The organism is Pseudomonas sp. CCI1.1, assembly GCF_034348165.1.
Taxonomy (GTDB): domain Bacteria; phylum Pseudomonadota; class Gammaproteobacteria; order Pseudomonadales; family Pseudomonadaceae; genus Aquipseudomonas; species Aquipseudomonas paracarnis.
Window position 1 is genome coordinate 5,010,692 of sequence record NZ_CP133780.1, and the last position, 12,318, is coordinate 5,023,009.

9 protein-coding genes are annotated in these 12,318 nt (G+C 59.8%); 4 read left to right on the forward strand and 5 right to left on the reverse strand.

The window, feature by feature from the left end:
* Nucleotides 1–26: 26 nt before the first annotated feature.
* From rfbD to rfbB, 4 genes are read right to left on the reverse strand one after another with little or no spacing between them, the layout of a single operon-like run.
* Nucleotides 27–896, reverse strand: coding sequence for a dTDP-4-dehydrorhamnose reductase (rfbD, locus tag RHM69_RS22680; RefSeq protein WP_073451980.1), 870 nt, complete (start codon nucleotides 894–896; stop codon nucleotides 27–29).
* Nucleotides 893–1,438 (reverse strand): dTDP-4-dehydrorhamnose 3,5-epimerase, encoded by a 546-nt coding sequence (rfbC, locus tag RHM69_RS22685; RefSeq protein ID WP_054922633.1) that lies wholly within the window; start codon nucleotides 1,436–1,438, stop codon nucleotides 893–895. The genes rfbD and rfbC overlap by 4 nt, the downstream gene beginning before the upstream one ends.
* The gene (rfbA, locus tag RHM69_RS22690) at nucleotides 1,435–2,310 is read right to left on the reverse strand and encodes a glucose-1-phosphate thymidylyltransferase RfbA (RefSeq protein ID WP_072434731.1); all 876 of its coding nucleotides are present in this window, start codon (nucleotides 2,308–2,310) and stop codon (nucleotides 1,435–1,437) included. Before rfbA ends, rfbC begins: the two co-directional genes overlap by 4 nt.
* Entirely contained in the window at nucleotides 2,307–3,389 is a 1,083-nt protein-coding gene (gene rfbB / locus RHM69_RS22695; protein ID WP_200599091.1) for a dTDP-glucose 4,6-dehydratase, read from the reverse strand. The genes rfbA and rfbB overlap by 4 nt, the downstream gene beginning before the upstream one ends.
* Nucleotides 3,390–3,542: 153 nt before the next feature.
* On the opposite strand from rfbB, the gene RHM69_RS22700 reads away from it, so the two are divergent.
* The 3 genes from RHM69_RS22700 (at nucleotide 3,543) to RHM69_RS22710 (ending at nucleotide 8,131) form a co-directional block, all read left to right on the forward strand.
* Nucleotides 3,543–6,452, forward strand: a complete 2,910-nt coding sequence (locus RHM69_RS22700; protein ID WP_200599092.1) for an aminotransferase — start codon at nucleotides 3,543–3,545, stop codon at nucleotides 6,450–6,452.
* A gap of 121 nt (nucleotides 6,453–6,573) precedes the next feature.
* On the forward strand, nucleotides 6,574–7,680 hold the full coding sequence (aguA, locus tag RHM69_RS22705) for an agmatine deiminase (RefSeq protein ID WP_200599093.1): 1,107 nt from the start codon (nucleotides 6,574–6,576) through the stop codon (nucleotides 7,678–7,680).
* 235 nt (nucleotides 7,681–7,915) lie between these two features.
* Nucleotides 7,916–8,131: a hypothetical protein gene (locus tag RHM69_RS22710; protein WP_014716496.1), complete on the forward strand. Its 216-nt coding sequence runs from the start codon at nucleotides 7,916–7,918 to the stop codon at nucleotides 8,129–8,131.
* 315 nt (nucleotides 8,132–8,446) lie between these two features.
* On the opposite strand, the gene RHM69_RS22715 is transcribed toward RHM69_RS22710, so the two are convergent.
* Nucleotides 8,447–10,522, reverse strand: coding sequence for a TonB-dependent receptor (locus RHM69_RS22715; RefSeq protein WP_200599094.1), 2,076 nt, complete (start codon nucleotides 10,520–10,522; stop codon nucleotides 8,447–8,449).
* Between the two features lie 408 nt (nucleotides 10,523–10,930).
* Between RHM69_RS22715 and RHM69_RS22720 the strand changes: the two genes are divergently transcribed.
* Nucleotides 10,931–12,247: an OprD family porin gene (locus RHM69_RS22720; protein WP_014716498.1), complete on the forward strand. Its 1,317-nt coding sequence runs from the start codon at nucleotides 10,931–10,933 to the stop codon at nucleotides 12,245–12,247.
* Nucleotides 12,248–12,318: the final 71 nt, after the last annotated feature.

Genomic DNA, 12,318 nt, shown 5'->3' on the forward strand with positions numbered 1-12,318 from the left:
CGCCTGTGAGTACAGGCGCATTATGCCTAGTGCTGCTGTGCAAGACACTCGTGCAATGCGTCTTGCCATTGTGGCTGGCTGACGTGCCATTGCTGTTGCAGGCGCGTGCAGTCCAGGCGCGAGTTCAGCGGGCGCTTGGCGGGGGTCGGGTAGGCGCTGGAAGGAATCGGTTCCAGCTCGGCGCAGGCCTTGCCTTCGGCGCGCAGTTGCTCGCCAATCGCCGCGGCAAAACCGAACCACGAGGTTTCACCCTGGGCAGTGAGGTGGTAAACACCCCAATCCCCTGCCTTACCGGCCTGCCACTGCTCGATCAGCACGCGGGTGCTGTTGGCGATAGTCCCGGCCCAGGTCGGCGCACCGATCTGGTCGGCAACGATGCGCATCTGCGCTTTTTCCTGCAGCAGGCGTTGCATGGTCAGCAGGAAATTCTTGCCATGGCCCGAATAGACCCAGCTGGTACGCAAGATCAGGTACTGGCCGCCAACAGCCGCAATCGCCTGCTCACCCGCCAGCTTGCTCTGGCCGTAGACACCCAATGGGTTCGGCGTGTCGCTTTCGGTGTACGGGGCAGGTTTGGTGCCGTCAAACACGTAGTCGGTCGAGTAGTGAATCAGCGGGATGCCCAGGGCCTTGGCTTCTTCGGCGAGGATGCGGGGGGCGATGGCATTGATGGCGAACGCAGCGTCCGGCTCGCTCTCGGCCAGATCGACGGCGGTGTGGGCCGCCGCGTTGATGATCAGGCCGGGGCGATGGGCGCGCACTTGTTGGCGGATAAGGTCTGCGTTTGCCAGATCAAGCTGGTCGCGGCCCAGGACGATGAGTTCGCCCAGGTCCTGGAGCCGCTGTTGCAGCTCCTGGGAGACTTGGCCGTGTTGGCCGGTGATGAGGATTTTCATGGGAACAGGTCAGCTTCCATCAGCAGTTTGCCGACCTGATCCTTGGCGGAGAGTTGCGGCGGTTCGGCCAGCTCCCAGTCGATGGCCAGCGTCGGGTCATTCCAGAGAATGCTGCGCTCGGCGCTTGGCTGGTAGTAGTCGGTGGTTTTGTACAGGAACTCTGCGTACTCACTCAACACCACGAAACCATGGGCGAAGCCTTCCGGCACCCAGAGTTGGCGATGGTTCTGTGCCGACAAACGGACACCCACCCACTGGCCAAAGTTGGGTGAGCTGCGACGGATGTCGACCGCCACATCCAACACTTCACCGTAGGTGACACGCACCAGCTTGCCTTGAGTGTGTTCAAGCTGATAGTGCAAACCTCGCAGCACGCCTTTTTGCGAGCGTGAGTGATTATCCTGCACGAAATTACGCTTGAGCCCGGTGGCCGTTTCAAAGGCGCGCGCATTGAAACTTTCGTAGAAGAAACCGCGTTCGTCGCCGAATACCTTTGGCTCGAGGATCAGTACGCCAGGTAGTGTGGTTTCAACTACATTCACTGGGTCTCTCCGGCAAGCGAGTAGAGGTATTGGCCGTAGCCGGTCTTGCCAAAGTACTTGGCGCGCTCCAGCAGATAATCACGATCGATCCAGCCATTTTCATAGGCGATCTCTTCCAGGCAGGCCACTTTCAAGCCCTGGCGGTGCTCGATGGTCTGAACGTAGGTCGAGGCTTCCAGCAGGCTGTCATGGGTGCCGGTGTCGAGCCAGGCGAACCCACGGCCGAAGCGTTCAACGTGAAGATCGCCACGCTGAAGGTAGGCATTGTTGACGTCGGTGATCTCCAACTCGCCGCGTGGCGACGGCTTGACCGCCTTGGCGATCTTGATCACGTCGTTGTCGTAGAAGTACAGGCCGGTCACGGCGTAGTGGGACTTAGGCTTAGCCGGTTTTTCTTCGATGGACAGGGCGCGGCCTTCACTATCGAAGTCAATTACACCGAAACGCTCAGGGTCTTTGACCCAGTAACCGAACACGGTAGCGCCTGAGGGGCGTTCCGCCGCAGTGCGCAGCTGCTCGCCGAAATGCTGGCCGTGGAAGATATTGTCCCCCAGGATCAAGCACACAGGGTCATCGCCAATGAACTCTTCGCCGATGATAAACGCCTGGGCCAAGCCATCCGGCGAAGGCTGCTCCGCGTAGGTGAAGCGCACGCCGAATTGGCTGCCATCGCCCAGCAGATTCTGATATTGCGGCAAGTCTACTGGTGTGGAGATCACCAGGATGTCCTTGATTCCCGCCAGCATCAGTACCGAGATCGGGTAGTAGATCATCGGCTTGTCATATACCGGCAACAACTGTTTGGACACGCCCAGGGTAATGGGATGCAAACGGGTGCCGGAACCGCCGGCCAATACAATTCCCTTCATCATGCGATCAAATCCTTCACGTCAGTATTGCCCAGTCGTTCACCTTGATAACTGCCGTCCTGGACCCTGCGGCACCATTCCAGGTTATCGAGGTACCACTGCACGGTTTTGCGCAGGCCGGTCTCGAAGGTTTCTTCCGGGACCCAGCCCAGTTCGCGTTCGATTTTGCTGGCGTCAATGGCATAGCGTTGGTCGTGGCCTGGGCGATCCTTGACGAAGGTGATCAGGTCAGTGAATTTCTCCACGCCGGCTGGGCGTTGCGGCGCCAGTTCTTCCAGCAGGGCGCAGATGCCGCGTACCACGTCGATGTTCTTCTGTTCGTTGTGGCCGCCAATATTGTAGGTTTCGCCCACAACCCCAGTGGTGACCACTGTGAGCAGCGCACGGGCGTGATCCTCGACGAACAGCCAGTCACGCACCTGCAGACCATCGCCATACACCGGCAGTGGCTTGCCCGCCAGGGCGTTGAGAATCACCAACGGGATCAATTTTTCCGGGAAATGGAACGGCCCGTAATTGTTCGAGCAGTTGGTCAACAGCACCGGCAGGCCATAGGTGCGCTGCCAGGCGCGTACCAGGTGGTCGGACGCTGCCTTGCTCGCGGAATACGGCGAGCTCGGTGCGTAAGGCGTGGTCTCGGTGAAGAGGTCGTCCACGCCGTGCAGGTCGCCATACACCTCATCAGTGGATATGTGGTGAAAACGGAATGCGCTTTTTGCCGGCTCTGCCAGCTTCTGCCAATAGGCGCGCGTGGCTTCCAGCAGGCTGTAGGTGCCCACGATATTGGTCTGGATAAAATCCGACGGGCCGTCAATGGAGCGGTCGACATGGGACTCGGCCGCCAAGTGCATGATCGCATCGGGTTCGAAGCGTGCGAGCACGGCGCTGACGGTGGCCTGGTCGATGATATCGGCCTGAACAAACTCATAGCGGCTGTTGGACGCGATGCTGGTCAGCGACTCGAGGTTGCCGGCGTAAGTCAGCTTGTCCAGGTTGAGCACCTCGTGCTCGGTGTGCTGGATCAGGTGGCGGATCAGGGCTGAGCCGATAAAGCCAGCGCCGCCAGTAACGAGAATGCGCATATCGGAGGGCCCTTTCCTTAGATAGACATTATGCGGATGAAGCATAGCTTGAGTGGTGCGAGCCGGGTGGTGCAAGCGCTGTATTACTAGGGGGTTGCCTTGTGCCCCTGAACAATGGCGATATAGACGCCTGAAAAAACAAAGGTCGTCACAATGTCGTTAGCCACGTTGACCCACCGTGCCAGCTTGCCTTGCCCACAAGTAACCCCCGAGCAGGCAGCACACCTGCTCGAGCGACATTATGGAATGACGGGCAAATTACGCTCATTGGGCAGTCAACAAGACCTCAACTACAGAATTGACAGCACGCGGGGCCGTTTCGTTCTGAAAATCTGCCGGGGTGACTACGCCGCGCTTGAACTCCAGGCCCAGCATGCGGCCCTCAACAGCCTGGGCACGCATCCCGGCCTGCGCGTGCCCAAGGTCATCCCGACCGTGGAGGGCGAGGATCTACTGACGGTCAACGTCGATGGCCAAACCCTGCACCTGCGGCTATTGGACTACATCGACGGCCAGCCCCTGACGCATTTACCCCACCTGAGCCGCACCGTGATCGAAGGCTTTGGTGAGCTGTGCGGGCAGATGAGCCTCGCGCTGGCAGATTTCGAGCACCCTGGCCTTGCGCGCACCCTGCAATGGGACCCGCGCCACGCGCAGGCATTGATCGCCCACCTGCTGGCAACCTTGCCCGACCTGCCGCAGCGTGCTGCTTTGGAGCAGGTGGCCAGGCAGGTCGAGGCGCATGTCCAGCCGTTGGCGGCACACCTGCCGTGGCAAGCGGTGCACATGGATATCACCGATGACAATGTGGTGTGGCAGCGTGATGTCCAGCGGCACTGGCGTATACAAGGCGTGATCGATTTTGGCGATCTGGTGCGTACCTGGCGAGTTGCCGACCTGTCGGTGACCTGCGCGGCGCTGTTGCACCATGCCGACGGTGATCCGTTTGCCCTCTTGCCGGCGATCCAGGCCTGCCACGCGGTCACGCCGTTGCAGCGCGAAGAGTTGGAGGTGTTGTGGCCGTTGATCGTCGCCCGCGCGGCAGTGTTGGTGCTCAGCAGTGAGCAGCAGCAATGCCTGGACCCGGATAACGTTTATCTAAAGAAAAACGCCGAACACGAGTGGGAAATCTTCCATATCGCCACGTCGGTGCCCTTTGAACTCATGCAAGCGGCGATTCTGCGCAGCGTCGGTGAAACATTACCGCCCGTCGCCAACCAAGACTTCGCGCCTTTATTGCCAGGCTTGGTGGGGCGCGAGTTCGCGCTGATCGACCTGGGCGTACTCAGTCCGCATTTCGAGGCTGGCAATTGGGAAACTCCCGGCATCGATCGGCGCTTGCTGGATCAAGCGGCGACGGTGCATGGGCTGGCGGCCAGTCGTTATGGGCAATACCGCTTGTCGCGCACCCGCCCCGACAGTGCCCTAGAGCCCGAGACATTACCCCTGCATGTCGAACTGCACCTGCCTCACGGCACGGTTCTGGAAGCACCCTTTGCGGGAACGCTGCGCGAAGGTGCCGACGGCTTGCTGTGCTTGCACGACAGTGAGCTGAGCCTGCGCCTGTGGGGCGTGCGAACATCACTCAAGCCCGGCGCAACGCTGGTCAAAGGGCAGGTGCTGGGCGAGGTGCAGGCGCCGTTGACTGTGCAGTTATGCCGCGCCGACCTTGAGCCGCCGCTGTTCTGCACACCTTCCCGGGCGTTGGCGTGGCAGGCGTTGTGCCCGTCACCCTCGGCGCTGTTGGGCCTGGCCTGTGATGCTGAGCCGGAATTGGACCCGCAGGCCCTGCTGGCCCGGCGGGATGCCAGCTTTGCCCGCTCCCAGAAGCACTACTACGCCGACCCGCCGCGTATCGAGCGCGGCTGGCGCAACCACCTGATCGATATGCAGGGCCGATCCTACCTCGACATGCTTAACAACGTGGCCGTGCTGGGCCATGGCCACCCGCGCATGGCTGAGGTGGCGGCTCGGCAATGGTCGTTGCTCAACACCAACTCGCGCTTCCACTATGCGGCAATTGCCGAGTTCTCCGAGCGCCTGCTGGCGTTGGCGCCACAGGGCATGGACCGGGTGTTCCTGGTCAACAGCGGCACGGAGGCCAATGACCTGGCGATTCGTTTGGCCTGGGCCTACAGCGGCGGGCGCGACATGCTCAGCGTGCTGGAGGCCTACCACGGCTGGTCGGTGGCGGCGGATGCCGTGTCCACCTCGATTGCCGATAACCCCCAGGCCTTGAGCAGCCGCCCGGATTGGGTACACCCGGTGACCGCGCCCAATACTTACCGCGGTGAATTCCGCGGGCCGGACAGCGCGCCGGACTATGTACGAAGTGTTGAGCATAACCTGGCGAAAATCGCCGCGAGCCAGCGTCAATTGGCCGGGTTTATCTGTGAACCGGTGTACGGCAACGCCGGTGGCATCTCCCTGCCAGCGGGTTACCTGCAACAGGTGTATGGCTTGGTGCGTGCCCAGGGGGGCGTGTGCATCGCCGATGAAGTGCAGGTGGGTTACGGCCGCATGGGGCATTTCTTCTGGGGGTTTGAACAGCAGGGTGTGGTGCCTGACATCATTACCATGGCCAAGGGCATGGGCAACGGCCAGCCGTTGGGCGCAGTGATTACCCGCCGAGAGATTGCCGAGGCGCTGGAGGCCGAGGGTTACTTCTTCTCGTCATCGGGAGGCAGCCCGGTCAGTTGCCGGATCGGCATGGCAGTGCTGGACGTGATGGAAGAGGAAAAGCTGTGGGAAAACGCCCAAGTGGTAGGCGGGCATTTCAAGGCACGACTGGAGGAATTGATTGATCGCCATCCACTCGTCGGTGCCGTGCACGGTTCGGGCTTCTATCTGGGCCTTGAACTGGTGCGTGATCGCCACACCCTGGAACCTGCGACGGCAGAAACCGCCTTGTTGTGTGATCGCCTGCGGGAGCTGGGGATTTTCATGCAACCTACCGGTGATTATCTGAATATCCTCAAAATCAAGCCGCCGATGGTGACGTCCAGGCGCAGCGTGGACTTCTTTGTGGACATGCTGTCCAAAGTGCTGGATGAACAACTGTGATTTATCGATTGTTATCGGCTATTTTTTGCAGACCCGAGCACCTATCATGTTTTTAGTCTGTTAAAGCCGATTTTTATCCATTATAAAGTTGCCCTTCACCCCATTCGGAGCCCTGATCGCCATGACCACCTTGCACAGCACACCTCGCGCCGATGGCTTTCATATGCCTGCCGAATGGGCGCCCCAGACCCAGACCTGGATGATCTGGCCCGAGCGCCCAGACAACTGGCGCCTGGGCGGTAAGCCTGCGCAGGCGGCCCATGTGGCGGTGGCCAAGGCTATCGCACGTTTTGAGCCGGTGACCGTCGCGGTCTCCGCCAGCCAGTACGAAAACGCCCGTGCCCGCCTGGACGTACCCAATATCCGCCTGGTGGAAATGTCCAATGACGACGCGTGGGTTCGCGACACCGGCCCGACTTTCGTGATCAACGGCAGTGGTGAAGTACGGGGTGTGAACTGGGACTTCAACGCCTGGGGTGGTTTTGACGGCGGCCTGTATTCCCCGTGGAGCCGCGATTCCCAAGTGGGAGGCAAGATCCTCGAGATGGAGCGCGCACCGCGTTACCGCACTGAAGGCTTCGTGCTTGAAGGCGGTTCGATTCATGTCGACGGCGAAGGCACCCTGATCACCACCGAAGAATGCCTGTTGAACCGCAACCGCAACCCACACCTTGATCGTGCGGCTATTGAGGCGGTGCTCAGCGATAACCTGGCTGTGGATAAGATCATCTGGTTGCCGGATGGCCTGTTCAACGACGAAACCGACGGCCATGTGGATAACTTCTGCTGCTACGTGCGCCCGGGCGAAGTGTTGCTGGCCTGGACCGATGACCCGCAAGACCCGAACTACCCACGCTGCCACGCAGCCATGGACGTGCTGCAAAGCAGCACCGATGCCCAGGGCCGCTCGTTCATCGTGCATAAAATGCCGATCCCGGGTCCGCTGTATGCCACTGAGGAGGAATGCGCCGGGGTAGACCTGGTTGAGGGCAGCCAGGAGCGTAATCCGACCGTGCGGTTGGCCGGTTCCTATGTCAACTTCCTGATCGTCAACGGCGGCATCATCGCGCCGAGCTTCGATGATCCGATGGACGACCAGGCCAAGCAGATCCTGCAGAACCTTTTCCCACAGCATGAAGTGGTGATGGTGCCGGGCCGCGAACTGTTACTGGGTGGGGGCAATATCCATTGCCTGACCCAGCAGCAGCCAGCTCCGCAGCGAAAGTGAGTGCAGTTGTAACAGCGCCTTGATGGCGTACGAGCACCGCGCGTTTGCAGTGTTCCCCGCAAGCCCGCGACCCAGCCCGGTCGCGGGCTTTTTCATGCCTGTATGCCAATGAACAGGGCACATTGGCATAGCTCTTGTATCGCTGTGGTTACAGTGGCCCAAGGGGGATGACCGCGTAGTTCTGTCACAAACCTTGAGTAAGTTAGCCGCTCACGCAGCAGGAGAGAGCGCTGAAATGAATGCCGATGTCCACCTGATGAACACGCGTACGTTCCACCCTTTGCGGGTCGACGGTGACGCCATCCATGCGTTGGCCCTTTGGTTGAAGGCGAACGGCTCGCGACAGGCCAGGCAAGCGTCTGACTTGCGCAGTGTGATGAGTGAGCGCTACCCGTTGGGGTTGTTCACGGAGGATGAAGTGCAGGCGTTGTGCGAGGTAATGAGCAACTAAAGAACACCTGAAACCAACTGTGGGAGCTGGCTTGCCTGCGATGGCGGTGGTTCAGTTAAACATTCAGTGACTGGCACACCGCTTTCGCGGGCAAGCCCGCTCCCACAGGGATCTGCGCCAGGCGCTGATGTTGTGGGCACTACCTAACCAGTGTGGGAGCTGGCTTGCCTGCGATGGCGGTGGTTCAGTTAAACATCCAGTGACTGGCACACCGCTTTCGCGGGCAAGCCCGCTCCCAGGGATCTGCGCCAGGCGCTGATGTTGTGGGCAATGCCTAACCAGTGTGGGGGCTGGCTTTGTTTCACATGAGGCGTGTCAGAAGCTGTAGGTACCGGTGACCACCAGGCTTCGCGGCTCCCCCGGTTGAATCTGCGCCGCACTGGTCGCCGAGGCGTAGTAGTTTTTGTCGGCAATATTGTTCAGCGCCGCCCTCACGTCCCACTCTTTCTGACGGAACCCGGCCAGCGCGTCCCAGCGGCCATAACCCGGCAACACCACGGTGTTGAGGTTGTCGGCATATCGATCACCCACCAGGGTCAAACCGGTTTCCGCGTACCAGCCCATCTGCGGTTTCCAGGTGATGAACAGGCTGGCGTTGCGCTTGGCCACGTCGCTGATTCGTTTGCCTTCAAAGCCATTGTTGTCCTTCTCGACCTTGGCGTCCTGCAGGCCCACGCCGCCGCGCACATACCAGTTGTCGACGATCTTGCCGGTGGCGGTCAGCTCCACGCCGCGTGAGCGTTGCTCGCCGGTGAGCAGCGTAATGGTGCGGTCCAGCGGGTCGCTGGTGCGGCGGTTGTAGAGTTCCAGTTCGTACACGGCCAGGGTGGTGCTCAGGCGTTCGTCGAACCAGTCGCTCTTCACGCCGATTTCCTTTTGCTTGGTCAGCTCCGGGCTCAGGTCGTTGGCGTTGCCGGTGGCGTTCGGCGTGATGCCGATCAGGCCGCCGCCAGCTGGTGTGAAGGTCTTGCTCCACGAAGCATAGAACGAGTGGTGTTCCAGGGGCGTCCACACCAGGCCGACTCGCGGGCTGGTGCTGTGGCTTTTCACGTTCTGTTGGATGTCGAGCAGCTTGTTGGTGGTGTCCACTTCGAAACGGTCGTAACGCAGCCCGCCCAGCAGTTGCCACTGGTCGTTCAGGCGCAGTTGGTCCTGCACATAAAGGGCGCGGCTTTCGACTTCGGTGTGGTTGTTACTCGACAGTCGCATGCTCCCGGTGTGGCTCAGGCGGCGATTGGGTTGGTTGAGGTCCAGGCTCGGCACTGTTCTGCCATCCCGAGCGGAGTACAGCTTCGGATCGCGGCGCTGGCTGCCCAGCTCAATACCGGTGAGCAGGCGGTGTTCCAGGCCAAAGGTGTCGAAACCGCCTTCCAGTTCCAGGTTGTTGAACACGTTGCGGGTGGTCAGGTCCTGCTGCCAGTGTTGGCGGGTGACGCTGTTGGTTTTCGGGTCATAGCCGGTCTGGTAGGTATTGTCGAAATCACTGTCGAGCTTGAACACGCCGAGGGTGTGGCGCAGTTGCCAGTCGGCGTTGAGCTCGTAGGCGAGTTTGGAACGCAGGGACTGGGATTTATCGTCGATGTAATCGCCGTGATCAAAGTAAGTGGTGCTGCGGCTCACATCCGCCGGGCGCCCGTTGACGCCCGGAATGCCACGGTCTGGGGTGCGGTTGTAACGGCTGTATTCGTATTGCACCAGCCAGTTCAGCTCTGGAGTGAGCTGCCAGCTCATTGACGGCGCGAACAACTGGCGGTTGCCGCTGACGCCATCGCGAAAGCTGTTGTTGTCCTGGTTGCCCATGTTCAGTCGCAGGCTGATGTTATCGGTGGGGTCGGTGCTCAGGTCGGCATACAGGCTGCGCAAATCGTTGCTGCCGCCTTGGGCTTCGATGCTGGATTTTTGCCCTGGGGTTGGCATTTTGCTCACCCGGTTGACGATGCCGCCCTGGCCGCCTCGCCCGTAAAGCACCGCAGCCGGCCCCTTGAGTACTTCGATACGCTCGATGTTATGCAGGTCGCGCACGTACTGGCTGTCGTCGCGAATGCCATCCAGATAGAAGTCATTGCTGGCGTCGAAACCACGTATGCGCAGGCTGTCGAAGCGTGTATCGGCGCCGCTGCTGACGTTGGGGATACCGCTCAACGCCTGGCCCAGCTCGTTGGTGCCATAGGAGCACAGGCTTTCGGTTTTGACTGAGTCGATCGCCTGGGGCACATAGCGAACAGCCGTCGCGGTGCGTGTGGCGGTGCTGGTCTCCTTGACCCGTGGGTCGTCTTCGTCTGCTTCCACACTGATCGAGGTTTCAGGCAAGACCGTGGCCGCACCGGCAAAACCGGCAGACAGCAGAACAGAGAGCCCAAGGGAGAGGGGCGTCAGGCGAGGGGCAGGCATGGGAGCGTATCCAAATGACGTGACAGGAAAATTGTGCGCGAATGGTAATGCTTTGCATTTGCGCGTGTTATCTATTCCCTAACGTCCGCTCTGTCGGATTTGTTACTTAATGTGTTTCGAGGGGGATTCAAGGCGCTTTTCAGGCTTTCATCCCTGCGCCTCCGCTCGCCGCTTAGACGAATATCGCCTAAATACAGACGATTCACGAAATTGACACATAGTTCAACGCCCGCATAGGATTGCGCCCAACGCCTGTGGCTAACCACCATGACTAATCCCAATAAAAAAGGCCTGCGGCAGTTCAGTCGTCCGCGGGCCTTCTTTTTGCCGGCAAAGTCGACACCAGAAAAAGCAATAGGAGCCTGGTGTCACAGCGCGTACTCAACCCGTAATAAGGAATATAAGAAAATGTTGAAGCAACGGATGAGTCTGATCGCTCTGGGGATTTTGAGCGCATCGACAGCAATGGCAAACGACCAGGAGCAATCCAAGGGTTTCGTTGAAGACAGCCACCTGAACATCGCAGCACGTAACGCCTACATCAGCCGTGACTACAAAAACGGCAAGCAGGACAAAGCTGAATGGGGCCAAGGCTTCATCGGCAAGTTCGAGTCCGGCTTCACCCAAGGCACCGTGGGTGTGGGTGTGGATGTGATTGGCCAATACGCTATCCGCCTGGACGGTGGTAAAGGTCGCGCTGGCGCCGGCGGTATCGACTTCTTCAAGCAGGGCAACGGCACTCTTGATGACAACGGCAAGCCAAACCCAGGCTCGGCACCGCACGACCTGGCCAAAGGCGGCGCTGCCGTTAAGTTCCGCGTTTCCAACACTGTACTCAAGTACGGTGATCAGTTCCCGGCTGTGCCTGTGCTGCAGTACGACAACTCTCGCCTGTTGTCGGAAACCTACACCGGTACTTCGATCGTCTCTAAAGAAATCGCCGGTCTGCAATTGGACGCGGGTCATTTCACTAAAGAAGCGCGCAAGAGCATGGAAGGCACCGACAGCGGCCGCCTGAAAAGCATCGACTATATCGGTGGTAGCTACAAATTCACCGAGAGCCTGTCGGCTGCCCTTTACGCCTCCGACATGCAGGACGTGTTGAAGAAGCAATACGTCAACGTCAACTACGTGCTGGCCTTGCCGCAGCAGCAGTCGCTGACGTTTGACTTCAATGGCTACAAGACCAAGCTGGATCGCAGCTTCGCCTTGGAAAACCAAAAAGACGCTGACGCGCGCGACAACAAAATCTGGAGCCTGGGCGCCACGTGGGCCGTTGGCCCGCACAGCTTCACCATCGCTCACCAGCGCAGCACCGGTGACACTGGCTACCTGTACGGCGGCTACCGCAACGCCGGCGGTATCGGCGACGGCGGCAATACCATCTTGCTGGCCAACTCCTACTGGTCCGACTTCAACGGCAAGGACGAGCGCTCCTGGCAAGCAGGTTACGGCATCGACTTCGCCACCTTCGGCGTACCGGGCCTGACCTACAACATTGCCTACGTGCGCGGTACCAACATCGACGACGGTACCAACCGTGGCGATGGTACCGAGCGTGAAATCTGGAACCAGTTCAAGTACGTGGTACAGAGCGGCCCAGCCAAAGACCTGAGCCTGCGTGCTCGTGCCTCGTGGTTGCGCGTTTCCAACAACGCCAGCGAGTACAACGTAGGCGGTAACGAAATCCGTCTGTTCGCCGACTACCCGATCAACGTTTTCTAATTGATCGAATGTCGTGCCTGATGCCAGGCCATAAAAAACCCCGACTGGTTCGGGGTTTTTTTATGCCTGGA

What these genes read in the sequence shown, in the direction of transcription:
- rfbB (WP_200599091.1), bottom strand. Translation starts at nt 3,389, where the DNA reads ATGCGCATTCTCGTTACTGGCGGCGCTGGCTTTATCGGCTCAGCCCTG.
- rfbA (WP_072434731.1), bottom strand. Translation starts at nt 2,310, where the DNA reads ATGATGAAGGGAATTGTATTGGCCGGCGGTTCCGGCACCCGTTTGCAT.
- RHM69_RS22715 (WP_200599094.1), bottom strand. Translation starts at nt 10,522, where the DNA reads ATGCCTGCCCCTCGCCTGACGCCCCTCTCCCTTGGGCTCTCTGTTCTG.
- rfbD (WP_073451980.1), bottom strand. Translation starts at nt 896, where the DNA reads ATGAAAATCCTCATCACCGGCCAACACGGCCAAGTCTCCCAGGAGCTG.
- RHM69_RS22700 (WP_200599092.1), top strand. Translation starts at nt 3,543, where the DNA reads ATGTCGTTAGCCACGTTGACCCACCGTGCCAGCTTGCCTTGCCCACAA.
- RHM69_RS22720 (WP_014716498.1), top strand. Translation starts at nt 10,931, where the DNA reads ATGTTGAAGCAACGGATGAGTCTGATCGCTCTGGGGATTTTGAGCGCA.
- RHM69_RS22710 (WP_014716496.1), top strand. Translation starts at nt 7,916, where the DNA reads ATGAATGCCGATGTCCACCTGATGAACACGCGTACGTTCCACCCTTTG.
- aguA (WP_200599093.1), top strand. Translation starts at nt 6,574, where the DNA reads ATGACCACCTTGCACAGCACACCTCGCGCCGATGGCTTTCATATGCCT.